Annotated in this window: 21 protein-coding genes; 11 read left to right on the forward strand and 10 right to left on the reverse strand. The window is 63.3% G+C overall.

What is annotated here, in order from left to right; all coding sequences use genetic code 11:
- Positions 1–46: 46 nt before the first annotated feature.
- Positions 47–1,945, reverse strand: a complete 1,899-nt coding sequence (locus ACQ5BM_RS21605; protein WP_429815682.1) for a L,D-transpeptidase family protein — start codon at positions 1,943–1,945, stop codon at positions 47–49.
- A 511-nt stretch (positions 1,946–2,456) separates the two neighbouring features.
- On the opposite strand from ACQ5BM_RS21605, the gene fumC reads away from it, so the two are divergent.
- From fumC to ACQ5BM_RS21620, 3 genes are all read left to right on the forward strand, one after another.
- Positions 2,457–3,848: a class II fumarate hydratase gene (fumC, locus tag ACQ5BM_RS21610; RefSeq protein WP_429815685.1), complete on the forward strand. Its 1,392-nt coding sequence runs from the start codon at positions 2,457–2,459 to the stop codon at positions 3,846–3,848.
- 191 nt (positions 3,849–4,039) lie between these two features.
- Positions 4,040–5,110, forward strand: coding sequence for a GGDEF domain-containing protein (locus tag ACQ5BM_RS21615; RefSeq protein ID WP_429815688.1), 1,071 nt, complete (start codon positions 4,040–4,042; stop codon positions 5,108–5,110).
- Between the two features lie 174 nt (positions 5,111–5,284).
- A complete protein-coding gene (locus ACQ5BM_RS21620; RefSeq protein ID WP_429815691.1) occupies positions 5,285–5,929 on the forward strand; it encodes a L,D-transpeptidase in 645 nt (214 codons plus the stop codon).
- A 23-nt stretch (positions 5,930–5,952) separates the two neighbouring features.
- Here ACQ5BM_RS21620 and ACQ5BM_RS21625 read toward each other — a convergent pair whose 3' ends face one another.
- The 3 genes from ACQ5BM_RS21625 to ACQ5BM_RS21635 all read right to left on the reverse strand — a co-directional run bounded on the left by ACQ5BM_RS21625 (position 5,953) and on the right by ACQ5BM_RS21635 (position 8,424).
- Positions 5,953–6,759 (reverse strand): M15 family metallopeptidase, encoded by an 807-nt coding sequence (locus tag ACQ5BM_RS21625; protein ID WP_429815693.1) that lies wholly within the window; start codon positions 6,757–6,759, stop codon positions 5,953–5,955.
- Positions 6,760–6,820: 61 nt separating this feature from the next.
- Positions 6,821–7,429, reverse strand: coding sequence for a pyridoxamine 5'-phosphate oxidase family protein (locus ACQ5BM_RS21630; RefSeq protein ID WP_429815696.1), 609 nt, complete (start codon positions 7,427–7,429; stop codon positions 6,821–6,823).
- A gap of 86 nt (positions 7,430–7,515) precedes the next feature.
- Positions 7,516–8,424: an alpha/beta fold hydrolase gene (locus tag ACQ5BM_RS21635; protein ID WP_429815699.1), complete on the reverse strand. Its 909-nt coding sequence runs from the start codon at positions 8,422–8,424 to the stop codon at positions 7,516–7,518.
- Between the two features lie 47 nt (positions 8,425–8,471).
- On the opposite strand from ACQ5BM_RS21635, the gene ACQ5BM_RS21640 reads away from it, so the two are divergent.
- Positions 8,472–8,954, forward strand: a complete 483-nt coding sequence (locus ACQ5BM_RS21640; protein ID WP_429815702.1) for a MarR family winged helix-turn-helix transcriptional regulator — start codon at positions 8,472–8,474, stop codon at positions 8,952–8,954.
- 114 nt (positions 8,955–9,068) lie between these two features.
- Here the strand turns inward: ACQ5BM_RS21640 and ACQ5BM_RS21645 are convergent, their stop codons facing one another.
- Positions 9,069–9,443: a gamma-butyrobetaine hydroxylase-like domain-containing protein gene (locus ACQ5BM_RS21645; protein ID WP_429815705.1), complete on the reverse strand. Its 375-nt coding sequence runs from the start codon at positions 9,441–9,443 to the stop codon at positions 9,069–9,071.
- A gap of 207 nt (positions 9,444–9,650) precedes the next feature.
- Between ACQ5BM_RS21645 and moaA the strand changes: the two genes are divergently transcribed.
- Complete coding sequence (moaA, locus tag ACQ5BM_RS21650; RefSeq protein ID WP_429815708.1) at positions 9,651–10,700, forward strand: GTP 3',8-cyclase MoaA; 1,050 nt, start codon at positions 9,651–9,653, stop codon at positions 10,698–10,700.
- 303 nt (positions 10,701–11,003) lie between these two features.
- Here the strand turns inward: moaA and ACQ5BM_RS21655 are convergent, their stop codons facing one another.
- Positions 11,004–13,547 carry a methyl-accepting chemotaxis protein gene (locus ACQ5BM_RS21655; protein ID WP_429815711.1) on the reverse strand — a complete coding sequence of 848 codons (2,544 nt, stop codon included), beginning with the start codon at positions 13,545–13,547 and terminating at the stop codon, positions 11,004–11,006.
- Positions 13,548–13,954: 407 nt separating this feature from the next.
- Between ACQ5BM_RS21655 and ACQ5BM_RS21660 the strand changes: the two genes are divergently transcribed.
- Genes ACQ5BM_RS21660 through mobB form a run of 3 tightly spaced genes read left to right on the forward strand, consistent with a single transcriptional unit; the run spans position 13,955 to position 16,063 of the window.
- Complete coding sequence (locus ACQ5BM_RS21660) at positions 13,955–14,863, forward strand: DMT family transporter (RefSeq protein ID WP_429815713.1); 909 nt, start codon at positions 13,955–13,957, stop codon at positions 14,861–14,863.
- Between the two features lie 10 nt (positions 14,864–14,873).
- On the forward strand, positions 14,874–15,539 hold the full coding sequence (gene mobA, locus ACQ5BM_RS21665; RefSeq protein ID WP_429815715.1) for a molybdenum cofactor guanylyltransferase MobA: 666 nt from the start codon (positions 14,874–14,876) through the stop codon (positions 15,537–15,539).
- On the forward strand, positions 15,536–16,063 hold the full coding sequence (gene mobB / locus ACQ5BM_RS21670) for a molybdopterin-guanine dinucleotide biosynthesis protein B (protein ID WP_429815718.1): 528 nt from the start codon (positions 15,536–15,538) through the stop codon (positions 16,061–16,063). The genes mobA and mobB overlap by 4 nt, the downstream gene beginning before the upstream one ends.
- Positions 16,064–16,091: 28 nt before the next feature.
- On the opposite strand, the gene ACQ5BM_RS21675 is transcribed toward mobB, so the two are convergent.
- The 4 genes from ACQ5BM_RS21675 to ACQ5BM_RS21690 all read right to left on the reverse strand — a co-directional run bounded on the left by ACQ5BM_RS21675 (position 16,092) and on the right by ACQ5BM_RS21690 (position 22,489).
- Entirely contained in the window at positions 16,092–17,693 is a 1,602-nt protein-coding gene (locus tag ACQ5BM_RS21675) for a tetratricopeptide repeat protein (RefSeq protein WP_429815721.1), read from the reverse strand.
- Between the two features lie 145 nt (positions 17,694–17,838).
- On the reverse strand, positions 17,839–19,083 hold the full coding sequence (locus ACQ5BM_RS21680) for a tetratricopeptide repeat protein (protein ID WP_429815723.1): 1,245 nt from the start codon (positions 19,081–19,083) through the stop codon (positions 17,839–17,841).
- A gap of 53 nt (positions 19,084–19,136) precedes the next feature.
- Positions 19,137–19,880, reverse strand: coding sequence for a polysaccharide deacetylase family protein (locus tag ACQ5BM_RS21685; protein WP_429815725.1), 744 nt, complete (start codon positions 19,878–19,880; stop codon positions 19,137–19,139).
- Between the two features lie 149 nt (positions 19,881–20,029).
- Positions 20,030–22,489, reverse strand: a complete 2,460-nt coding sequence (locus ACQ5BM_RS21690; RefSeq protein WP_429815728.1) for an OmpA family protein — start codon at positions 22,487–22,489, stop codon at positions 20,030–20,032.
- Positions 22,490–22,905: 416 nt separating this feature from the next.
- On the opposite strand from ACQ5BM_RS21690, the gene ACQ5BM_RS21695 reads away from it, so the two are divergent.
- The 3 genes from ACQ5BM_RS21695 (at position 22,906) to ACQ5BM_RS21705 (ending at position 25,487) form a co-directional block, all read left to right on the forward strand.
- Positions 22,906–23,688, forward strand: a complete 783-nt coding sequence (locus ACQ5BM_RS21695) for an ABC transporter substrate-binding protein (RefSeq protein ID WP_429815730.1) — start codon at positions 22,906–22,908, stop codon at positions 23,686–23,688.
- A 168-nt stretch (positions 23,689–23,856) separates the two neighbouring features.
- A complete protein-coding gene (locus ACQ5BM_RS21700) occupies positions 23,857–24,660 on the forward strand; it encodes an ABC transporter permease (RefSeq protein WP_429815733.1) in 804 nt (267 codons plus the stop codon).
- Positions 24,657–25,487: an ABC transporter permease gene (locus ACQ5BM_RS21705; RefSeq protein WP_429815736.1), complete on the forward strand. Its 831-nt coding sequence runs from the start codon at positions 24,657–24,659 to the stop codon at positions 25,485–25,487. Before ACQ5BM_RS21700 ends, ACQ5BM_RS21705 begins: the two co-directional genes overlap by 4 nt.
- The last annotated feature ends 82 nt before the right edge of the window (positions 25,488–25,569 follow it).

The raw sequence follows: 25,569 nt of genomic DNA on the forward strand, positions 1-25,569 counted from the left end.
TCGCAAAGAAAAGGCCGCTCAAAGCGGCCTTTTCCATCCTTATGCCTTAGCCTTCGGCCCTGCGGGCGTCTCGCGTCGCGTCAAAGGCGCGGTTCATGTACATGTCGCGCTCATAGACGTCGTTGAAATATTCGACGACGCCATCCTTGTTTGGCCAGGCCGTGAAGTAGGCGACATAAACCGGCACCTTCACCGGAACCTGCAGCGCCTTGTTGCGGCCGTCGGCAATTTCCCTGCCGACATCCTCGACGCTCGTGCCGAGCACGGCGGCCGCCATGCGGCGCGGATCGGCAAGCCGCACGCAACCGTGGCTGAGTGCCCGGTTGTCGCGCTTGAAGAAGCTCTTCGACGGAGTGTCGTGCATGTAGATCGCGTGCGCGTTGGGGAACAGGATCTTCAGCTCGCCGAGCGCATTGTCGCTGCTCGGCGGCTGGCGCACGGCGATCGAAGCGGTCGAGCCGTTCCAGTTGACCGACGCCGACGGAACCGGCCGCCCGCCGATCTCGACCTGGTAGCCCATGCGATCGAGGTAGTTCGGATCGCTCCTGAGCTTCGGCAGCATCTCGTTGACGATGATCGACTGCGGCACGCCCCAATACGGATTGACCTCGACGGTCTGGATCTCGTCCTGGAAGAAGTAAGTCTGGTTCGTCTTCGAGCCGACGACCACGCGCATCGAGAACTGCTCGGCGCCCTGGTCGGCATAGGTGGCGGTGAAGGCCGGCTGGTTGATGAAGACGTAGCGGTCGCCGAGGCCATCCGGCAGCCAACGCGCCTGTTCCATGGCGATTTCGAGCTTGTTGATCTTGTTCGCCACGCTGTCGCCGCCCGTCAGGATGCGTACCGACGCCTGGCCGACGACGCCGTCGGCCTTCAGCCCGTGCTCCTTCTGGAAGGCCTCGACCACCGCGACCAGTTCCGGCGTGTATTCCGGAGTGCCTTGATAGGCGGCAAGAACCGCCGCGTGTTCGGCCTTCAGCGCTTCCGAACCCTTGAGGCGAATGCCGGCAATGATATTGGCGAGCTCGGGATTGCTCTGGCCCGGCTTCAGCAGCGTGCCGGGCGCGATCTCGACGCGCTGCTCGGCGCCCGTTTCCGCCCTCAGCTTCTCCAGTTCGACGGAGAGTGCTGCGAATTGTGCGCTCTTCGGATTCTGGTCTTTGAGAAGCGTGGCGACGTCGGCGCTCGCTGACAGCTTGTCGAGAAGCGACGTGAGATCGACGGTCTTGCGCTTGAAGTCGTGGTAGCCGGAGATCTTGTTCGGATCGATGCGGCCACGCACCGTGTCCTGCGCATAGGTCAGCGTTGCCGCCGACAGCACGATTTCGAACTGCAGCAGCTCCTTTTCCCGCGCGATCATGTCACCACGATCGAAGCTGTCGGCCGGTACGCTGACGGCATAATCCTGCGGATCGAGGCCGACCTTGGCGGCATCGGCGAGAACGGCGATCGCCGCCTTCGCCTTGGCATTCACGCCCTCGGCGCCAATCCAGATGTAATCCATGCGCGCGCCGTAATGGGCCTCGATCGCCTTTGCGACGTCGCCCGCGGCACGCACGTTGATTTCCGGAAGGAACTGCCGCGCATCGGCAAGCGGCATGCGCAGCATGGGCGGCAGTGCGCCGTTGCGCACGGAGCCGGTCACCACCGGGTCGAGCAGCTTGTCGGTCGCGATCCGGCGCAGCGATTCGGCCTTGTAGGTATAGTATTTCGGCCCGGTCACCTTCGGCAGCGGCCTGGCGGCCAAGTTCGGCTGCGGATCGATCATTCCGCCCATGCCGGGGAGCGGCTGGGCTGGCTGGGTCTGTTCGGCGGAATCCGGCTTCTTTCTGCCAGCCCGGATGAAATCGGCGAGCGAGAAGGCCGAAGCCGGCCGCGCATCTATGGTCGCGATCGCACAGCCGCTCATGAGCGCCACGATCGCTGCCGTCTTAATTACTCTCATATGAAACTACGTCCCCGTATCGCGTTGTCGCCGAATTCGGCTGAAGCCAGATTCTCGCCACGCCCTCGTGCACTGAAAGTTATAGAAAAGGATGGTGAATGAAAAGGAAACGCGCCTGCGAACATCGACCTGGATCCTCCTTCTTCCTTCCAGCAAACGCCTCGATTCCATAACGTTCGAAGGGGGATAAAAGTTTGATCCACATGGATTTTATTTCAGCAGGAGGACATGGGCCGGCCGCAATGGCCGATCGTCGCCCGAAAAGAACACCGCGCCTGTGACCGAAACATCACAACGGCGCCAGCGGGCCGGAAGCGCGCGAATCACGCTCGCCGCGGGGCTGCCTTGTTGCACTGCAACGTTTCAAACGATTGTAGCATGGCAAGCCGCGCCCCGCCCCTTTACAAGCTTCGGCAGGCGGGGCAGAGAGAGGCCCGGCACCTGGGGAGATCCGCCGCGCGGCCCCCCTCGCCCAGGCTTCATGAACCGCATGATCAAGGCAGGTATCACGATGACATCGACGCGCACGGAAACAGATACGTTCGGCCCCATCGAAGTGGCAAGCGACCGCTATTGGGGCGCTCAGGCCCAGCGCTCGCTCGGCAATTTCAAGATCGGTTGGGAAAAGCAGCCGGCCTCGATCGTCCGGGCGCTCGGCATCGTCAAGCAGGCTGCCGCCCGCACCAACCAGGCGCTCGGCCGTCTGGATTCGAGCATCGCCGATGCCATCGTCAAGGCATCGCAGGAAGTGATCGACGGCAAGCTCAACGACCACTTCCCACTCGTTGTCTGGCAGACCGGCTCGGGCACCCAGTCGAACATGAATGCCAACGAGGTGATTTCGAACCGGGCGATCGAACTGCTCGGCGGCGTCATGGGCTCGAAGAAGCCGGTTCATCCAAACGACCATGTCAACATGAGCCAGTCGTCGAACGACACCTATCCAACGGCGATGCACATCGCCTGCGCGGAACGGGTGATCCATGACCTGCTGCCGGCGCTGAAGCACCTGCACCAGGCGCTCGAAGCCAAGGTCAAGGCCTTCGACCATATCATCAAGATCGGCCGCACCCACACCCAGGACGCGACCCCGCTGACGCTCGGCCAGGAATTCTCCGGCTACGCCGCCCAGGTCGCTTCCTCGATCAAGCGCATCGAGATGACGCTCCCGGGCCTTTGCGAACTCGCCCAGGGCGGCACGGCCGTCGGTACCGGCCTCAACGCGCCCGTCGGCTTTGCGGAGAAGGTCGCCGAAGAGATCGCCAAGATCACCGGCATCGCCTTCACCTCGGCGCCGAACAAGTTCGAAGCACTCGCTGCCCATGATTCCATGGTCTTCAGCCATGGCGCGATCAACGCGACTGCCGCAGCCCTCTTCAAGATCGCCAACGACATCCGCTTCCTCGGCTCCGGCCCGCGCTCCGGTCTCGGCGAACTGTCGCTGCCGGAAAACGAGCCGGGCTCGTCGATCATGCCCGGCAAGGTCAACCCGACCCAGTGCGAGGCGCTGACCCAGGTCTGCGTCCAGGTCTTCGGCAACCACGCGGCGCTGACCTTCGCCGGCAGCCAGGGCCATTTCGAGCTCAACGTCTTCAACCCGCTGATGGCCTACAACTTCCTGCAGTCGGTGCAACTGCTCGCCGATGCGGCCGTATCCTTTACCGACAATTGCGTTGTCGGCATCGAGGCACGCGAAGACAACATCAAGGCGGCGCTCGACCGCTCGCTGATGCTCGTCACCGCGCTTGCCCCGAAGATCGGCTACGACAACGCCGCCAAGATCGCCAAGACCGCGCACAAGAACGGCACGACGCTGCGCGAAGAGGCCGTCGGCGGCGGCTACGTGACGAACGAAGAGTTCGACGCGATCGTGCGCCCGGAGACGATGATCAGCCCGGCCTGATCCATTTTGACACACCACGGCGCCTCACCGGCGCCGTGGCTACAAGCCGCAAACGCAAGGGATAGGTCGGCGAAACGGCCGCAATCGATCGAACGGCGGTGCGCGGAGGCGGCAAATATTAAGACTTCGCAAATCATTTGCCCCTAAAAATCATAACCCATAAGCAGTGATTAATATTAGGGGATTTGCACATGCAAACGGCAAACTCGGGCAAAGCTCAAACGCCCGATATCGCAGCGCAAGTGACCCATGCCATGCGCATGATGGGTGTCGCGCCTATCCCCCGCAACTACGAGCTCTATTACGAAGCCTATCTCGGCTCCAACCCGCAGCTCTCGAAGGAGCTTGCGGCCCTCGGCAGCCGCGCGACCCAGGAAGAGCTGGACGCGATCGGCGCGCAATATTTCAGCCATATCCACCGCCCGACCGGCATCGAGCGCGCCCACACCACGCTCGCAGCCAAGCTTGCCGAACTGGTCACCCTGCTGAAGGATGAGCAATACGCGCTCGAGAACTACAACAAGGTTCTCGACCAGGCCTATGTCAACATCATCAGCAAGAGCGCTTCCAGCGCTGATATCCTGCGCCATGCGATCGGCATCCTGACCGAAGCGACGGCCGAGACGATGAGCCAGGGCAAGGAGCGTGTGCAGACGGTCGTGCAGAAGTCCTTCGAGATGGAGGTCATCCGGCAGGAGCTCGACGAGTACAAGCGCATCGCCAACACGGATTCGCTGACGCGCCTCGCCAACCGCCGCGCCTTCGACGACAATCTGGCCGCGGTCTACAACAGCGAGCATCTCAAGAACTTCACCGGCCTGCTCGTTGCCGACATCGACCATTTCAAGAAAGTCAACGACACCTTCGGCCATCCGGTCGGCGACAAGATCCTCGCGACCGTCGGCGGGGTGCTTCGCGCCAACCTGCGCCGCGAGGCCTTCGTGGCCCGCACCGGCGGCGAGGAGTTCGCCATCATCCTCGGCGACAGTACCCAGGAAGAATGCCTGCAGATCGCCGATCGCATCCGCACCGTGCTTGCGGCAACGCCCTTCCGGAACTCGAAGACCGGTGTCAATTACGGCCCGATCACGCTTTCCGTCGGCGTCTGCATGGCGACGGCGGCCGAAGACCCTGTCGATCTCTACAACAAGGCGGATATCGCGCTCTATTCGGCCAAGAATGGCGGGCGCAACAAGACCGTTCTCTTCGAGGATGGCATGCGCAAGGAATCCGGCCGCAACTGGCTGATCTACCGGCGCTAATCCTTATCCTGGTCCTGCACTCACAAATGGCGCCCGTCCCGGCGCCATTTGCGTTTGAGAGCCGCGTTCCTTTGGAAACACCCGCCTTTCGCCACAACCGCTAGAACTCTCCTCAACGGGGAACAACCGCACGAGGACAGGCGCGGGCGGTTCCCGCAACCGAGGGGAACCACCATGAAGACCATTCTCGCAGCGCTGATCGCCACCAGCTTCCTTGCAGGCGCCACCACGTCGGCGAAGGCCGCGGACGACGCGCCGATCACCGTCGCCTCGCTCGACAGCGCCGCCGCCAAGACGAGTTCGCTCCAGATCTTGTCAAAGGGCGGTGCGAAGTCGAAAGCCGCGCGCCGCGACATCAGCCAGTCGCCGATCCCGCGCGAACTGGTTGCCTTCAACGAAGCAGCGGCCCCGGGCACGATCATCGTCGACAATTCCGAGCGCCGTCTGTACCACGTCCTGGGTGGCGGCGTTGCGGTCAAATATGCCGTGAGTGTCGGCCGCAGCGGTTTCCTTTGGACTGGCACCAACACGGTCAGCCGCAAGGCAGAATGGCCGACCTGGACACCGCCGGAAAAAATGCGCGCCCGCGAGGCGAAGAAGGGCAAGATCCTGCCAGCCAGCATGAAGGGCGGCATCGACAACCCGCTCGGCGCGCGCGCCATGTATCTCGGCTCCACCATCTACCGCATTCACGGCACGAACCAGCCATCGTCGATCGGCAAGGCGATGTCATCCGGCTGCATTCGCATGGCCAACGAGGATGTCGAACACCTCTATGCCAGCGTCGAGATCGGCGCCACGGTCATCGTTCGCGATTGAGCTTGTGGCGAAAACCTCACCGGTTAGCGGCCGCAGGCATCAGCCCCCGCGTCCCGCGCGATCGCAATCAGCTCCGGCCGGTACTCGAAATGCATCGTGTCGAAATGATACCATCGACCACCCCAGATGAAGCCGTGACGCTCGAAAATCTCGACGATATCGAGCGGATAGCGGTTGCGATATCGCAGCGCGCCGCCACTCGCCTTCCCGGCCCAGCGCCAGTAGTCGGCAAACTCCGTGTTGAGGTCGATCGCCGCACCGAAGCTATGGACCGAAAGCGTCGCGGCGCCGGCAATCGGCCGCCAGTTGAAGGTGCCGGCGCTTGGGCTGAGATAGCGCTTCAGGCCGGCATGCCGCGAGAGGTCCGCGGCGGCCGCTTTCAGTGCGTCTGCGGCGCCGTGCTTCCGCGTGACCCGCAGCCGCTCGCCGAACCAATCGACGGTGACGAGATCCTGGCTCACTGCCTTGGCCGTGCCGCCATAGAGCCGTTTCAGGAGCGCCTCGCTGCGGATGCGTCCAGGTTCGAAATCGACGGCCGGTAGTTTCGCGCAGGCACCCAGCGGATAAATTTGCGACAGGCTGTCCTCGACATCGGCCGCGGCCAGCTTTTCGGCGTGGCTCTTCTTCCTGCCGTCGTCGATCTCAAGCGGCGGCCCGCCATCGCTGAGGATCAGGGTATTGGCGTCGATCCGCTCGATTGCTCCGGGATAGGCTGCAGCCAGCAGGCGCAGTTTCTCCGAAAGCGTGGGCTCGGCAGCCGTCGCCCTGTCGGCCAAGAGAGCGAGCGCGAACAGGATGGCAGATGCACCTGTCAGACCTTGCTGCCGCACCCTCGCCTCCACCCACGCGTCTCGCTGATGGGCGACCGTACAGGTCAGCCCGGACGGCAGCCTACCACATGGTCTTGGCGGCGCGCTCCGGCCATTCGCGGTCATAGGTTTCGCGGTCGAAATCCGCCTTGGCAGCCTTCAGCAGCGTGCCGGGCGTCGGCAGCGTTACCGGATCGAGGAAACGGTCGGGGTTCCAGAGCTGCGCCCGCATCACCGCGCGCGCACATTGGAAATAGACTTCGCCGATGGTCACGACGATGACGCTGCGCGGGTGTTTGCCGTCAACCGCGAAGCTATCGGTAAGCGCCGGATCGATGCTGACGACGGCCGTACCGTTGATGCGCATCGTCGTGTTCGATCCGGGAATCAGGAACATCAGCGCCACGCGCGGATCGCGCACGATATTGGCAAGCGAATCGACCCGATTGTTGCCGCGCCAGTCGGGAAGCAGCACCGTCTTGTCGTCGGCGATCCGAACCACGCCAGCGTCGTCACCACGGGGCGAACAATCGAGCCCCTCCGGCCCGGCGGTTGCGAGTGCGCAGAAGGGCGAAGCCTCGATCATGAGCCGATACTCCGCCGTCAACGTCCTGGTGACCTTGGCCACCGAAGCTTCGCTGACACCGCCATAGAGGGCGTTGAGTTCCTCGACCGAGGTGATGACCGACATGCCGTCCTCCAATACCGAAAGATCTCGCCAAAGCGACCCTTCGACCGATAGCATGACAGTCTGATGACGGCAGCAACGAAAAAGTGTCAGGCGGCTGCTTTTTGATCTTCCGCGTGTATGAAGGCGTTGATCCGCGCGATCACGTTGGCGGCCGAAACGATGCGGCGATGGCCGAGGCCGTTTGCCCAATGGAGCTCGACATTCGGCCCTGCGGCTGCATAGCGGCGCGCATGGTCGGCCGCGACCTCCTTGTCGTCCTCGGCGTGGATGATCAGCGTCGGCACGGCCAGGACGCCGATGATCCGCGCGGCGTCGAATTCCTCGAGCCGCCGACCGGAGAGACGCTCGACGACACCTTCGAAGGCAGCCTGCGTCTTCGGCGCCAGGCGAAGAACCTTCCCGAATCCCTTGAAAAGCCAGGTCATCTCGCTCGGCGCGCCGATCAGCACCAGCTTCTTCGCCACATGGCTGCGGACGTCACAGACGATGCTGCCCGCCGCACAGGCAAGGCTTGCGCCGCCGAAGGAATGACCGACGCAGACGTCGAAATTGCCGAAATGCCGCCAGGCGGCATCGATCGCCCTGACCGCCGCGGGCATGGTGAGCGTCCGTCCCGGCGAGCCGCCATGCCCCGGCCAGTCGAGCGTCACCACCTCGGCGCCGCCTTTGACCAGGCCATCGATCATCGCGGCGAGGTAGTCGCTCCGCGATCCCCAGCCGTGCACGAGCAGGATGCGCTTGGCGTTTGCCGCCCCATGCGGCGCCGCGAACTGCCGCGCCAGTACCCAGCCGCCGGCATAGGAGAGCGTCACCGGCCTTGCCTTGCCGATCACCGGCTCTGCCGCGGCAAGTGCCGCCTTTTCCTTGGCGTTTTTCGGCTTTCGCCCGGGTGTGATGCTGAAAAGCTTGAAAGCCAGGCTGCCGGCGGCCTCCGGCGAGAGCGCTGCCACGCCTTTCAGCGCGTGGCGGATGACCTTGATCGCAAAGGATGCCATAGTGGGAATCTCTTGTTATGTTCAATGCTGAACATAATTGTACAACGTTGAACAAAAATCAAGTGACGAACGAACACCATTTTCCCTGGGATCATCCCCGCTTCCGTAGCTGGATCGCCGTGGCGCGCGCCTGCCAGCTCATGCAGCAGACGTTGACGCGCGAGATCGCCCATCTCGACATCAAGCCGCCGCATCTCGACATCCTGATCAATCTCTATCGGTTCGATGGCATCTCGCAGCAGGAGCTGGCCCGCAAGCTGCTGGTCGGCCGTTCCAACATGAGCATGCTGCTGCCGCAACTGGAGAAGCGCGGGCTGATCCTGCGCCGCGGTGACGAGAAGGACAAACGGGTGCTGCGGCTGTCGCTGACGCCGGAGGGGCGCACGCTGACCGAGGCGGCCATGGAAATCCACACGGCGCTGATCGAGAAGTCGATGGTGGGCGCACCGATCGAGGAATGCATGATCGTCGCCCAGTCCATGGAGCGGCTGATCGGCATTCTACTCAAGGAAGAAGGCGAGCTGGCCTGACCTACCCGCAGCATGTTTCCTTGAATCGGAACCGATCAAGGACCAAGACATGCAGCAAATCAAAGTGCTGCAGCGACCTTTGCGCGTCTGATAAGACGCGCGGCGCTGTAATGGTCAGCGCGGTTTCTCCGCCTTGTCACGCGACATGCCTTTGTCGACGAGTTCCTGTTCGTAAGCGGCGAACAGCTCCTCGCCCCTCTCGCCGAGTTCACGCAGATAGCTCCAGGTGAAGATGCCGGTGTCGTGGAAATCGTCGAAACCGATGCGGACCGCATAATTGCCGGTCGGCTGCACGGAAATGATCTGCACGTTGCGCTTGCCGGGCACCGTCACCCGCTGCCCGGGGCCGTGTCCTTGCACTTCGGCGGACGGCGAAAGCACCCGCAGCATCTCCGCCGAGAGATCGAAGGATGTGCCATCGTTGAAGGTGATGACGAGCCGATGGCGATCCTTGGAGACACGCAGTTCCGTCGGCCAGATTTCACTCATATTGCCTGCTCCTGTTTCTGGGCTGCAAAAGGCAGTGCCTTGTTTCGCCATCTATTTCATCTTCAAACCGATTCCGGCCCAGGGATAAAGTGACGCACCGCGTTGCCGCGTGAATTACCCTGCTCTTCCGATCAACACTTTGCGACAGTATGCGCCTTGACGCGACCATTCTCAGCAACGACATTGAAAGGGCTGGGAGAAAGACGCTTGAACACAGCCACGATAGACAGAATCGGCGCCATGCCGATCGAGCAGCAAACCGCTCCGATGATCGACCCCTTTGGTCGAGCGATCACCTATCTGCGCGTGTCCGTCACCGATCGCTGCGATTTCCGCTGCACCTATTGCATGGCGGAGCACATGACCTTCCTGCCGAAGAAGGATCTTCTGACGCTCGAAGAATTGCACCGGCTCTGTTCCGCCTTCATCGCCAAGGGCGTGCGCAAGCTTCGGCTCACCGGCGGCGAACCGCTGGTGCGCAAGAACATCATGTTTCTGGTGCGCGAGCTCGGCAAGGAGATCGAGGCCGGTCGGCTCGACGAACTGACCTTGACCACGAACGGCTCGCAGCTTGCGAAATATGCAACCGAGCTCGTCGATTGCGGCGTCAAGCGCATCAACGTCTCGCTCGACACGCTGGATCCCGCGAAATTCCACCATATCACCCGCTGGGGCGATCTCGCCAAGGTGATGGAAGGCATCGATGCGGCCCAGGCGGCTGGCCTCAAGGTCAAGATCAATGCGGTGGCGCTGAAAGGCTTCAATGACGCGGAGATCCCCGACTTGATGCGCTGGGCCCACGGCCGCGGCATGGACCTGACGCTGATCGAAACCATGCCGATGGGCGAGGTCGAAGAAGACCGCACCGACCATTACATGCCGCTCTCCGAGATGCGCCGGCAACTGGAAGAGCAATTCACGTTCTCCGACATTCCCTATCGCACCGGCGGCCCGGCCCGTTACGTCGAAGTCGCCGAAACCGGCGGACGGCTCGGCCTGATCACGCCGATGACGCATAACTTCTGCGAAAGCTGCAACCGCGTCCGCCTCACCTGCACCGGCACGCTCTACATGTGCCTCGGCCAGAACGACGCCGCCGACCTGCGCACGGCGCTCCGCGCCTCCGACGACGATGCCTATTTGAGCCAGGTGATCGACGAAGCGATCGGCCGCAAGCCAAAGGGCCACGACTTCATCATCGACCGGGAGCACAACCGCCCCGCCGTCGCCCGCCACATGAGCGTCACCGGCGGCTGAGCTTTCAGAACTTCCTGGAAATGACAGCCGGCAGGCGTCCCTCATCCGCCTGCCGGCACCTTCTCCCCGCCAAGCGGAGAGAAGGATATACGAGGCACCGCCTCACTCCCTTGCAGCGTCACATCGGAGAGTGCGTATGTGGTCGCGCAGCGGCGATTGCAGGTGAAGTCCGCGCGCTGGGCACGTCCCCTAGCCCCGCCTGCGGGGAGAGGGTTAGTCCTCGGGTTAAACCCGAGGAGACGGGCTGATCCGCACGACGTCGCCTTCAAAGATTGATCGTCGCACCCAAGCCCGAGCCAAAACCTAAGCCGCGTAGCTGCGACGGCCCTGCGCCTGCCCACCGATGTCGTCCGTACCGGTGCGGAAGCGCTCGATCTTCTCGTTGAGCATTTCCACCTGCCGGCGCAGCCCGTGGATCTCGGCGGTGTTTTCCTCGACCATCGCGGCATTCTGCTGGGTGATCAGTTCCACCTCGTGCACGGCCGAATTCACCTCGTTGAGGCCGGTATACTGGTCGGCGGCCGAGGCCTCGATGTTGCTGACGAGCTCGTGGATCGTGGTGATGTGGCTGGTGATGACGGTGAGCGCATCGCCCGTTTCCTGCACCAGAGCCACGCCGCTTCTCACCTGTGCCGAGCTCTCCGAGATCAGCCCCTTGATCTCGCGCGCCGCACCGGCGCAACGCTGGGCAAGCTCGCGCACTTCCTGCGCCACGACGGCAAAGCCGCGGCCCGCCTCGCCCGCCCGCGCCGCCTCGACGCCGGCATTCAGCGCCAGAAGGTTGGTCTGGAAGGCGATCTCGTCGATAACGCCGATGATCGTGCCGATCTTTTCCGACGAGCGGTTGATCTCCGCCATCGCATCGATCGCCTTGGCCACCACCTGGCCGGAGTGCTTGGCATAGGTATTGGTCTCGCCGACGGAGACAGTCGTCTTGCGCGCGCTTTCCGCCGTCGCACGAACGATCTCCGTCAATTGCCGAAGCGCCCGCGAGCTTTCCTCGAGCGCTGCCGCCTGCTGCTCGGTGCGGCGCGCCAGGTCGTCGGCCGACGACGCAAGGTTGCCGGTGCCGCCGGTGATCTCGCCGGTAACGACACGCACGTCGGCAAGCGTCGCCCGCAGCGCCTCGACCGCGTTGTTGTAGGTGCGGGCCATGATCACGTAGTCGGCCGGCAGATCCTCGGCCATGCCTTCCTCGAGATTGCCGTCGGCAAGCGCCGCCAGAACGTCCGAGAGCGCATTCAGCGCCTGCATCTGCTCGGCCTCGACCCGGGCACGCTCCGCGGCGCGGCGCGCTTCCTCCTCGGCCGAAAGCGCGCGTGCCGCTTCCGCCTCGCGCCCCAGCCGCACGTTTTCGACGGCATTGTCGCGGAACACGGCAACGGAGCGCACCATATCGCCGATTTCGTCGCCGCGGTTGCGGCCTTCGATGGCGACATCGAGATCGCCGCTGGCAAGCCGCGTCATCGTTTCGGTCACCCGCTTCAGCGGACCACGCAGCGTTTCGACCAGCATCAGGCCGCCGATGATCGCAAGCAGCGTGCCGGCGATCATGGCGACGATCGAAACGTCGGCCGAACGCTGGCTGTCGACCTTGCCGGCTTCCTGTGCGCTGCTGACGAAGCTTTCGAGCGTGGTGCTGGCGGCAGCGACGAGCGCCGAAGCCTCCGCCTTCGCCGCGTGCCAGCGGCTGCCGACGTCGATCAGCGCTGCGGTGTCCTTGGCGATGTCGTCGAGCGAGGGGCCGAGCTTGACCGGCAGGTCACGGAGAGCTGCGTTCTTGCCACCGAGTTCGCCGAGCTTGGCCGCCGTTCCGCGAACCGCCTCGATGTCGGCCATGACCGGCTCGCGGCCGGCCGCATCGAGCTTGCGATGCAGCTCGCTGATATGCAGCCGCGTGCTGTCGAGCCCCTTGAAGGTGTCGCCCATCAGCGTGATCAGGGTCTTGAGCTGCGAGATTTCGGCGTCCATGCCGACGAAGCGCTTGGCGGCCGTGTCGGAATTCTTCGCGGCCTCCTTGGCGAAGTCCGCTTCATACTTGGAGAACTTGCCGAGAATCGGTACCAGCGCGTTCTTCTTCGCCTCGCTGTCCTCGGCGCCGGCAAGGATCGCCTGAACCTTGAGCGCCTGATCCTTCACTTCGGCGATCGGTCCCTGCACCTTTTCCGAGGCAATCTTTTCCGCCTCGTCGATCTGCTTCAGGAGATGCGGCAGCAGCTTGCCGGCCTGGTCGATCTTGGCATCGGGATTGACGGCCATCGTTACCGGCAGGCGGAACTTCTTGATGCGCTCAGCGAGGCCCTGATAGGCGGCAGCGTCGAACAGAAGCGCCTTGGCAAAGGCTTCCTTCTCGCCGGATTCTTTGCGGATGAAATCGATCTGCTTATAGGCGCCGTTGCCCTGTTCGGTCATGTCGGCGAGCGCCGCTTGCAAGGATGCCGTCACCTGATCCCGTTCGAGCTTGGTCGCCCAGAGCTTTTCCGCCTGGCCGCGCATCGCCTCCCCCAGCGCCAGAACGGACGCGATCTCCGCCTTGTCCTGCTCGCGCGTCAGCAGGCTATCGAGCGCCTTCACGCCGCTTTCCTGCTCGTCGATCTCAACCGCGAGTGCTGCTTTCGTTTCCTCGCTCGGCGCATCCGAGAAGGCCTGCAGCGCGCTGCGCAGCGCCTGGAAATCCGAGAGATTGTTGATGGTTTCGCGCGTCACGGTCATGTGGCCGTTGAGCGTGCGGGCAGTGAAGAAGCCAATGAGACCAATACCGGCGATCAGCGCCACCAGCGGAACCACGAAAAGCAGAACCTTGGTGACGATCCGCAAGCGTTGCAGCAGGCGATCGATGAAAGACATTGCGCACCCCTGAATATTCTTATGGGAAGCAGGCCCGCGCGGCGGCTTTTCTTGGTGGGAACACCGATGGGACGATTGCCGCAGGCTCTCCCAAGCCTCGGCAGACATCCCTGGAATGGCCATCCTGCAAGGTTTACTGCGGCGCCACCCCGCCGATCGCGTCATGCGAATGGATGCGGAATTGTGGCGACGATAGGCAGCGAAACTTAAGATTCCGCGAATAAGCTCGCGTTCAGCCGCGGCCGTTTCGACCGTTCTACTTGTCCTGAAAGAAAAACGGCCGGCGTATGCGAAGCCGTTTGCACAAGACCGCGGCCAATGCTTAAACATTGGGCGATCCCATCCCGTGGATTCGCCTCCCCATCCGTCGGCAGCAACCCTCTCGCCGGCGCCGCAGGACAGCAAGCATGCAAGCCTCCACCAATTTCCGCGGCATTCTGTTCATGTGCCTGGCGATGGTCACGTTCTCCTGCAACGACGCGCTCGTCAAATCGGTCACCGGCGCGATGAATGTGGGGCAAATCATCTTCGTGCGCGGGTTGCTGACGACCGCGATGGTCGTGCTCGCCGCCTGGCAGTTTCGTGCCTTCCGGCCGCTCGGCACCCTCATGAAGCCGGTGATCCTGCTGCGCATCGCCATGGAGGCGCTGGCCTCGGTCACCTATATTTCCGCCCTCGGCCAGATCCCGCTTGCCAACGCCTCGGCGATCATGCAGGCCCTGCCCCTGGCCGTAACGCTCGGCGCCGCGCTCTTCCTCGGCGAGCCGGTCGGCTGGCGGCGCTGGACGGCGATCATCGCCGGCTTCATCGGCGTGCTGATCGTGCTCAGACCCGGCCCCGAGGGCTTCACTCCGGCGGCGCTGACCGTCGTCGCCTGCGTGTTCGTGACGGCAACGCGCGATCTCTGCACCCGCCGCATCGGCCATGAGGTGCCGTCGCTTTACATCACCGTATCGACCTCCCTCGTCACCACCTTCGTCGGCGCCGTGCTCATCCAGCCAATGGGCGGCTGGCAGCCGATGTCGGCGACGACGCTCAGCCACATCGCCGCCGCGAGCATCCTGCTGATGCTCGGTTACCAGACGATCGTGCTGGCGATGCGCGCCGGCGACATCTCGGTCATCGCCCCCTTCCGCTACACCAGCCTTATCTGGTCGATCGCCATCGGCATCTTCTTCTTTGCGGAAGTGCCGGATAGCTGGATGCTGGTCGGCGTCGCGGTCATCATCGGCTCCGGTCTCTACACCTTCTATCGCGAGACGCGGCGCGGCAGGAAAGCTGTCGCCCAGCGCTCGCTGACCGGCCCGCTCGAATAGGAGCATCCCGATGGCGGAGATAAGACACTCATCGTTAATCAGCGCGCCGCGACCAGCGGTCATCCTCGCCGGTGGATTGTCGCGCCGCATGGGAAGCCCGAAGTCCGACCTTCAACTCGGCGGCCAAGGGATGCTTTCGCGCATCGTCGAACGGCTTCGACCGCAGGTCACGAGCATCGTCGTCAACCTCAACGCCGAACCAGCGGACGCGATTGTCGGCGATATCCCCGTCATTGCCGACACGGTTCCAGGTTTTCTCGGCCCGCTTGCCGGCGTGCTGACGGCCATGCGTCACACGGCGGCGACCACGCCGGAAGCAACCCACGTCGTGGCCGTTCCGACCGACACGCCCTTCTTTCCCGATGATCTCGTCGCGCAGCTGGCCGGCGCCTTGACCCAAGGTCAGCAGATCGCCGTAGCGGCATCTGTCGGCCAGATGCATCCGCTGTTCGCACTCTGGCCGGTCTCGCTCGCTGACGATCTGGAGAACTGGCTGACGAACGACCCGAAACGCCGTGTCCGTGCCTTCATCGAACGCCATGCCTCGGTAACGGTCGATTTTCCTGTCATGATGACATCGAAAGGTGCATTCGATCCCTTCTTCAACATCAACACGCCTGAGGATCTCGCTGAGGCGCGGGAATGGTTGAGCTTCTTCGAGGATAGCAACGCATGAGCGCCATGAAGATCTTCGGCATCGCCGGCTGGAAGAACTCCGGCAAGACCGGCCTGATGGTGCGGCTCGTCAGCGAACTGACGCAGCGCGGTTATGTGGTTTCCACCGTCAAGCACGCGCACCATGACTTCGACATCGACAAGGTGGGCGCCGACAGCTACCGCCACCGCCAGGCCGGCGCCCATGAGGTGACCATCGTCTCCGGCACGCGCTTTGCGATCATGCACGAATTGCGCGGTGCGCCGGAGCCGAGCTTCGAGGACATCCTTGCGCGGCTCGCCCCTTGCGATCTGGTGCTCGTCGAGGGCTACAAGCGGGAACCGATCCCGAAGATCGAGGCCCGCCGGCTGGAATCGGCAAACCGCGAGCCTCTGGCCCCCACCGATTCGTATATCTGCGCGATCGCCGCCGATCACCCGGTTTCCGATAGCGAACTGCCTGTCTTCGACCTCGATGACACGAACGCGATCGCCGACTTCGTCGAAAAGGTCACAGGTCTCGAAAGGAAAGACGCCGCATCCTGACCAAGAGGCACGGGCGAGAGACCGGCAGTCAAGGCTTCCTGGCGTCGCGATACTCCTGCGGCAGCCCGTCGAGCAACTGCTGCGCCTTCTGCATCCCTTGTTTCGCTGCCCTGGCATACCATTCGGCGGCCGATGCCAGATTCTGCTCCACGCCATTTCCCCTGGCATAGGCAATACCGAGATTGAGTTGCGCGTCGGCATTTCCCTGCTCGGCGGCCTTACGGAACCATCTGGCGGCAGCCGCAGCGTCTCGTTCCACGCCGATGGCATTGAGATAGGCCACGCCGAGATTGAACTGCGCCAGGGCGTAGCCCTGATTGGCCGCGAGCTCATAAAGCCGTGCCGCTTCCCTGAGGTTCTTCTCAAGGCCCAGGCCGCCTGCATACATCACCGCCAGGTTGAACTGGCCGCGGGGATCGCCGCGATCAGCCAGCGTCAGAAACCAGTGGTGCGCTTCCGCGTAGTTTTCTCCCGTGCCGGCTCCCTTCAGATACATGAGGCCGACGTTCAACTGGGCTTTGGCATCTCCCTGCTTTGCCGCCTTCAGATAGAGGTCAAACGCTGCCGCCGGATCCTTTTCGACGCCGCGGCCGAGCATGTAGAAGGTGGCGAGGTCCACCTGCGCCGCAACCATGCCCTGGTCGGCCGCCTTGCGGCACCAGTTCACCGCCTCTCGATCATCGCGTCCGACGCCGAAGGCGCGCACGTAAACGCCGCAGAGCAAATTTTGCGCGTCCTTGTGGCCGGCGTTCGCAACCGGGCGAAGCCAGCGAAGTCCCTCCTGGGCGTCGATCCGCCCCGCCTCGCTGTTGAAATAGAGCCGGCCGGCATTCGCTTGCCCATCGACGTATCCCTGCTCGGCGGAACGCAGGTACCAGCGCAGCGCTTCGGCCATGTTGCGTTCCACGCCGACACCTTTCTCGTACATGAAGCCGAGATTGTACTGGGCACGCGCCTCCCCGGCGACCGCGGCTCGCGACGTCCATCGGTAGGCCTCCGCGTCATTCTTCAGCGTGCCGCTGCCCTGAAAATAGGCGATCGCCAGATTGTGCATGGCAGCAACCAGGCCTTGCTCCGATGCTTTCCGATACCACTCAAACGCTGCGGTCGGGTCGCGCGGCGTACCGCGCCCCTGCTGGTACAGAAAGCCCAAGTTGAACTGGGCCGCCGCATAGCCTTGTTCGGCCGCCAACCGGTAATAGGCGAAGGCCTGCGCATCGTCCTTGGCGACGCCCAGCCCCTGTTCGTAGATCACCCCGAGACTATATTGAGCCTCCGGAACGCGCTGCTCGGCGGAGAACCGAAACCATCGTCCGGCCTCCTCGTAGTTCTGCTTCACGCCTTCGCCGCCGTTGAAATAGATGGTGCCGAGATGGAATTGCGCCTTCGCATCGCCGCTCTCGGCCGCCTTCCGGTACCAGCCGATCGCCTTCAGGAAGTCGCGCCCAACGCCCTCGCCGGTTTGGTAGCGCATCCCGAGATCGACCTGCGCCTGGACATCGCCGTCTTCGGCCCGCTCCAGCACCTTCTCGAATGGCGGCAGTGCCGGAGCCGCGCCATCCGCGCGGGCGGACGACGAAAATACCGACGACATCAAGGCTACAACGAGCCCGAAGACGACACGTTTCATCCACACCTCCCAGGCTACCGCTACGCGGAAAAATCCTATGGCGAGGTTCCTTCAACGGAAAACCGATTTCGACAGACGGCTTCAGCGCGTCGAGCAGCGGCCGTTAACCGCCTCATTTGAAGGTCATGCGGGAAAATGGTCGCTGTCAGTCTTTCGGCAGCGCATCGAGAGCCTGTTGCGCCTCGGACATCCCCTGGGCCGCTGCCTTGCCGTACCAGAGCGCCGCCGCTTTCAGATCCTTGTCGACCCCGTTCGCCTCGACATAGGCCTGCGCGACGTTGAACTGCGCCTTGGCGTGGCCCTGCTCAGCTGCCTTCATGAACCAGCCGAAGGCCGCTGCCGGGTCACGGTCCACGTCGGTGCCGGTCGCATAGGCGACGCCGAGATTGTGTTGCGCCAGCACGTAGCCTTGCTCTGCCGAGAGCGTATAGAGCCGCACCGCCTCCTTCGCGTCACGCTCTACGCCGCGGCCATCACTATACATTAGCGCCAGATTGTATTGACCAGCGGCATCACCCGTATCGGCAGCAGTTCGGAACCATCGTGCTGCTGCCACCTGATCCTCGGCGACACCTGTCCCGCTCACATACATCAGGCCAACGTTTAGCTGCGCCGTCTTGTCCCCGTTCTCCGCCGCCTGTTTGAACAGATCGAAAGCAGCGGCCCGGTCCTGCGCCACACCCTGCCCCTGCAGGTACATGATCGCGAGATTGAATTGCGCAGCCGCATACCCGCCCTCGGAAGCATTCCGGTACCAGCGCGCCGCAACTTCGTCGTCGCGCGAAACGCCCTGCCCCGTGGCGTAGAGTAAGCCTAGCTTGAATTGCGCCAGTGGAAACTTCTGCGCCGCCGAAAGGCGGTACCAGCGGAGCGCCTCTTCAATGTTTGGCTTGACGCCTTCGCCCTTGAAATACTTCTGCGCCAGCTCGTACTGGGCAATGGCATGCCCGCTCTCGGCGGCCCGCCTGAACCACCTGACGGCATCGACCTCGTTTCGGGCCACGCCGCGGCCCTCCATCAGCATTGCTGCCAGATTATATTGCGCCGGCACGTTGCCGCCTTCAGCAGACTTCTGGAACCAGCGAAACGCTTCGGCATCATCCTGCTTGGCGCCTTTCCCGGTGAAGTAGGCCCAGGCGATGCGAAACTGCGCGTAGATGTCCCCGTTCTCCGCAAGCACTCGGTCCTGCTCTGTCGGGACAGGGGGCATTTCTGCGAGCGCCGGGAAAAATGACGTGCCGAGCGCAAGTGCGGCAACAAGGCCGAAAACGGCGGGTTTCATCCATTCCTCCCGATGGCAACGCATTCGGGGAACGTTAAGCAACGAAGAGTTGATTCGCCATCGGGTTTCCCTTCGACAGAGACGCAACAGTCGATCCGCCTTGCGCATTGGCGAACCGCCGGGAAGACACGAACATTCGCCGCACGTGTCTCGATCGGCCGTCAGTTCGTCGCGCCGACGGTCATTTCGTCCGGAATGTCGTTCAGCCGGACGAAGCTATAGCCCTTCGCCTTGAGGTCGAGGATGCCGCGCGCGACGCCGGCGCCGGCGGAATGGGTCGGCTGGTTGATATGGGCGATGATGACGTCGCCGTCCTTGGCTGCCCGGATGCGCTTCTCAGCGAGGGCAGCGCCGAGCAGCGAACCGCCGTCGCCGTTCACCGAATAGCCGGCGATGCGATACCCCATCGCGCGGATCTGGCTCATCGACGAATGGGTATACTTGGCGGTCGCGCCGCGGAACCAGCGCGGCGCCGGCAGGCCTCGCGCCTTGATCGCCGTCGCTCCGCCGTCGACTTCGGCCGCGACCGCTGCCGCGGAGCCGGCCGCCGCCAGACCATAGACGGAGACTTTCACGTCGATCGGCGGCACGTGCATCGCGCCGTGATCCTCGATTTCGAAGAGATCCGGATGGGCCTTCATCACCTCGACAACGAGGCCGTTGCGCTTCAGCCAGCGCGCGGTCACGAAGATCGTCGCCGGGATGCGGTTTTCGATGAGCGTGCCAAGGATGCGCATGTCGGTCGCACCGCTGCAGGCATCGAGCGTCAAGGCCACGCGCGGCGCCGCTCCCTTGCCATCCGGGTTTGTCGGCAGGCGCAGATCCGGCTCGACGAGGCCGGGCGCCGCGCTGGCCGAGTGTGTGAGCAGGGCGAAGGCGAAAAATGAGAGGGCAGCGGCTTTCATGGCAATCCGGGGAAGCGAAAAAATGGCAGATCTTTGAAACGACAGAAACCCGCCTTTTGCGAGGCGGGTTTCCTGGATGTAGCCGGGCAGTCCTGCCCGAAGCTGGATCAGCGCTCAGCGAAGCTCGGTTAGCGCTGCGCGAAGCTTTGTTAGCGCTGCGCGACCGGGCGGACCAGCGGCGTGACGCGGCGGATGGTGACGCGGCGATTCTGCTGTTCGGCTTCCTGCGTGCGAACTTTCAGGAAGCGCTCGCCGTAGCCCTGGGTCACCAGGTTTTCCGGCGGGATGCCGTAGACCTCGGTCAGCAGCGACGCGACCGATTCGGCGCGCTTGTCCGAAAGCACGAGGTTGGAGCGGTCCGAACCGACGGCATCGGTGTGGCCTTCGATAAAGAAGGTTTCACCCGGATCCTTCGCAAGAATCTTCTCCATCGCGGCTGCGACCTTGCGCATGGTCTTGGCCTGCGACATCGACACCTCGGCGCTGCCCGTCGGGAAGGTGATCGTGTCGAGGTCGACACGACGAACCTTGTCGCGCAGGCGGGCGGAGTGGCGGACCTCGTCGATCGTGTAGACGCGCTCGACGGGCTCCACCGGCGGCTCGGCCAGGAACTCGTAGTAGTCGCGATCCGGATCGTCCGAAACGTCGGCGATATAGTCGCGCACCGGGATGCGCAGGCGCATCGGCGGCAGTTCGTAGCCGACGTCGATAATCGCCGGGCGGGGACCTTCGTCACGCTCGGGAGCATAGATCATCAGGTATTCGTTGCCGTCGCGGTCGACGCGCGAGCGCTGCAGGATGTCACCGTAACGGTTGTAGACCGTGACGATCCGGTAGCCGCCCGGGCGCAGGATGGTTTCGCGGGTGCGGCCGCGCGGAAGCTGATCGTAGTAGGTCTCTTCCGCATCGTGACGCAGGCGCGGACGGTCGTCGCCCCGCACGAAGATCTGGTCGCCGACGCCGAGGATCACGCGGTTGTCGACCTGCTCGACGACTTTCACCTCGGTCACGTTGTTGGTGATGTTGTTGACGGTCGTGTTGTTGTTGATCACCGTGTTGTTGATAACGGTGTTGTTGACGATGTTGGTCGTCTCCGGAACCACGAAGATCGGCGCCTCGTCGACACGTGTGCCCTTTTCGTTGAGGTTGGCCTCGATCTTCTGCGGCAGGTCGGCCGGGATTTCGGCGGCGATTGCAGCCTGGGCTGCAGCATCGTCCGCCGGCGGCGCTACGTCTTCTTCCTTGGCGCGCAACTCCTCGCGCAGCTTCTGGCGCTGTTCGCGCGTCTGGTTGCCGCCCGAATTGTCGGCATCCTTGTCGCTGTCGAGCACGGCCGCACCGTTTTCAACCGGCAAAACGACGGTCTCGTCGGTCGCCGCCGGGTCTTCGGCGATCTTCGCCTTCTCTTCTTCCGTGCGAGTGTCGACCACTTCCGGAACCGGCTGCTGCACCTGCGGTTGCTGCTCGGCGGTCGCCGGCTGCTCAGTCCCCGGGACCGGCTGGCCTTCGCCGGTTTGCGGCTGCTCCGTGCCAGGCACAGGCTGGCCTTCGCCGGTCTTAGGCTGTTCAGCGCCAGGCACAGGCTGGCCTTCGCCCGTCTGGGGTTGCTGCTCCGTGCCTGGCGCCGTTTCGGTCGGCGCAGGCTGTTCGCTTGCCTTCTGCTCTTCCGTCACGGGCGGCTGCTCGCCGGCCTTCTGCTCCTCAGTGGTCGCGGGCTGCTGCGCCGCCTTGCCCCCTTCCGGCGGGCATGCGGTGGATGCGTCCTGACCTTCCGGAACGACACAGTCGCCGGGCTGAGCCTGCTCGGCAGCTTTCTGCTGCTCGGCAGCCTTCTGCTGTTCTTCAGCCGCCTTCTGCTGCTCGGCAGCCTGACGGGCAGCCTCGTCTTCCGCGGCCTTCTGCTGTTCAGCGGCTTTCTGCTGCTCTTCCGCAGCCTTCTGCTCGTCGGCAGCTTTCTGCTGTTCGGCGGCCTGACGGGCAGCCTCTTCCTCCGCAGCTTTCTGCTGCTCGGCGGCTGCACGGGCCGCCTCTTCCTCAGCCGCCTTCTGCTGCTCAGCGGCCGCGCGGGCTGCCTCTTCTTCCGCCGCCTTCTGCTGTTCGGCGGCTGCGCGGGCAGCCTCCTCTTCCGCCGCCTTCTGCTGTTCGGCGGCCGCGCGGGCTGCCTCTTCTTCCGCCGCCTTCTGCTGCTCGGCGGCCGCGCGGGCTGCCTCTTCTTCCGCAGCCTTCTGCTGTTCGGCGGCCGCGCGGGCTGCCTCTTCTTCCGCAGCCTTCTGCTGTTCGGCGGCCGCGCGGGCTGCCTCTTCTTCCGCAGCCTTCTGCTGTTCGGCGGCCGCGCGGGCTGCCTCTTCTTCCGCAGCCTTCTGCTGCTCGGCGGCCTGGCGAGCGGCTTCCTCTTCAGCGGCCCTCTGCTGTTCGGCCGCCTGACGCGCAGCCTCTTCCTCGGCCTGGCGCTGCTTCTGCAGCAGCAGTTCTTCGTCGGACTGACCACCGCCCTCCTGTGCAACCTCGAATGGCTTCATCAGGCTATCGGCGACGGCGGGCGGAACCGCGACGGACACCGACAGCACCGGCAGCGCGACGGTCGCAAACAGTTTGGATCGAATCGACATTTGTCTTCCTTCCTCTTCCTGGGAGGTCCTGGTCCCGCATCCTCTTCCCGCTCAATGACACGCCGAAGAATGATGCGTACGCGAATGCTCACGGGGCCTTGACCCAAGGTTTCGGCTTTTTTGTGTTGCCCGCGACGCATGCCGTCACGCGCAAAAGCCGAACCACGCGCCGGTTCCTTGATAAGGGCTAGCGGAGGCAAGATTAACCGGCGCTGAACGCGTCGTTCATGTTCATTGCGAGGGCCGCCATCGCAATCTGCGGTCGAAATCCGATTCGCAGTGAGCACCTTCGCTTTCCTGTTGATTTTTACAGGGAAAGAGTACGAATATCGCCGCAACCGGAGGCAAACGCCCCGGTCGAAATTGGTGTCCGTGAAGAAGAAAAGACCGGGCATCGACCAACAGAGAGGACTATCATGCGTATTTCCAGACGGCTGGCAGCCGCCGCATCGGCTGCCGTTTTCGTGCTCATGGCAGGCTCGGCCATGGCCGACGGCGAAAAGGTCGTTATCGGCACGGAAGGCGCCTACCCGCCCTTCAACAACCTCGAAGCGGACGGGACGCTCACGGGCTTCGACATCGACATCGCCAAGGCGCTGTGCGCGGAAATGAAGGCGGAATGCACCTTCGTCACGCAGGACTGGGACGGCATCATTCCGGCGCTGATCGCCAAGAAGTTCGACGCCATCGTCGCGTCCATGTCGATCACCGCCGAGCGCAAGGAAAAGGTCGACTTCACCAACAAATACTACAACACGCCGCCGGCCATCGTCGTACCGAAGGATTCGCCGATCACCGAGGCGACCGAGGCAGCGCTTGCCGGCAAGACGCTCGGCGCGCAGGGTTCCACCACCCACTCCAACTATGCCGAAGCGCATATGAAGGGTGCGGACATCAAGCTTTATCCGACCGCTGACGAGTACAAGCTCGACATCGCCAACGGCCGCATCGACGCCGTGATCGACGACGTCGTCGTGCTCTCCGAGTGGCTGAAGACGGCTGACGGCGCCTGCTGCAAGCTGCTTGGCACCCTGCCGATCGACCCGGTCATCAATGGCGAAGGCGCCGGCATTGCCGTGCGCAAGGGCGACGACGCGCTGCGCGAAAAGTTCAACAAGGCGATCGAAGCGATCCGCGCCAACGGCAAGTACAAGGAAATCAACGAAAAGTACTTCCCGTTCGACGTTTATGGCAGCTAATTGACGGGCTCCGACGCGATTTCCTAGTGAATCATGCCGGAGAAACGTCAGTTCATGCGAAAAATGCAACGGCGGATGGCTTGCCCTTCCGCCGTTTTTGTTTGACAAGAGCCTAAAACACAGCGCGATCGGTACACACAAAAACGGCGCAAAGGGGAAACTTCTGACATGAGCGGGTTGTTTGCCGGCTTCTATTCCATCCTCTCCTGGATCGCATCGATCGTCGATCCATTCTGTGGCCCGGTCGGGGTCTTTCGTTGGCTGGCGCCCGGCACCTTGCTGGCCTGCGGCGACACGGGCTGGGGCGACGATATTGCCTACGGCTTCGTCGTGACCGCGAGCCTTGCCATCGCGACGCTGCCTGTCGGCCTGCTGATCGGCTTTTTCGTCGCTCTCGGAAAGCAGTCCGAAGAGCGCACCGTGCGGCTCGCCGCCAATGTCTACACGACGATCTTCCGCGGGCTGCCAGAACTGCTGACGCTTTTCATCGTCTATTACGGCCTGCAGATCCTCGTTCAGCAATTGCTGGGGACGTTCGGCTACGGGGGCCCGGTCGAGATCAACGCCTTCTTCGCCGGCATGATCGCACTCGGCGTCGTCTTCTCCGCCTATTGTTCGGAAGTGCTGCTCTCCGCCTTCAAGGCCATTCCCCACGGTCAGTACGAGGCCGGCGACGCCCTTGGTTTCCATCGCAACAGGACCATGCGCCTCATCATCCTGCCGCAACTCGTGCGCATCGCGCTGCCCGGTCTCGGCAATCTCTGGATGGCGCTGCTCAAGGACACCGCACTCGTCTCGGTCGTGGGCCTGACGGACATCCTGCGCCAGACCGGCGTCGCCGCCCGGGTGACCAAGCAAGCCTTTGAATTCTATGGTGTGGCCTGCGTGCTCTTCCTGATCCTCGCGATGATATCCTCGATCGTCTTTGCGAATCTCGAACGCTGGACCAAACGTGCGGAGATGGGCCGATGACCGCTGTTGCAACGATGATCCCGCCGCAGGCCCCGCCTCCGGTTCCGCCAAAACCCTATACGCTGGCCCGCTTCGTCGGCAGCGTTGCGCTCGGCATCTGGCTCGCACTTGGCGTCGGCATCTTCCTGACCGTCGTCAACGGCTGGGACCCGGGGAAGTTCGCCAAATACGGTCCGCGTTTCCTCTCCGGCCTCGGCGTCACGCTGATGCTGGTCTCGATCTCGATCGTGCTGGGCGCCATGCTGTCGCTGCCGATCGCCTTTGCCCGCATGTCCAAGAACAGGCTCTGGTCGTGGCTCGCCTATGGCTATGTCTATTTCTTCCGCGGCACGCCCCTGCTCGCGCAGCTCTTCCTGATCTATTACGGGCTCGGCAGTTTCCGCCCGCAGCTCGAAACGGTCGGGCTGTGGTGGTTCTTCCGCGATGCCTGGAACTGCGCGCTCTTCGCCTTCACGCTCAACACCGCAGCCTACCAGGCGGAAATTCTGCGTGGCGCGATCCAAAGCGTACCGCGCGGCCAGCGTGAAGGTGCCGCCGCCCTCGGCCTGCCCGAGCGCGTCGCCTTCTGGAAGATCATCCTGCCGCAGGCGATGATCGTGGCGCTGCGCCCCTATGGCAACGAAATCATCCTGATGATCAAGGGTTCGGCGATCGTCGCGATCGTCACCGTCTTCGACCTGATGGGCGAAACCCGCTACGCCTTCTCGCGCACCTTCGACTTCCAGATGTATATCTGGGCAGCCATTCTCTACCTGATCATGGTCGAGATCCTGCGCAACATCTGGAGCCTGCTGGAAGCGCGGCTGACCCGTCACCTCAAGCGCTAAAGTTTGTCAGCGGCTTTGCGATAACGACATGCGAAGTATCAAAGACTGAAAGCGCAAGGAGCGAATCTGAAAGATCGCGATG

This window comes from Ensifer sp. B1-9 (assembly GCF_050474445.1).
In the GTDB taxonomy this organism is placed as follows: domain Bacteria; phylum Pseudomonadota; class Alphaproteobacteria; order Rhizobiales; family Rhizobiaceae; genus Ensifer.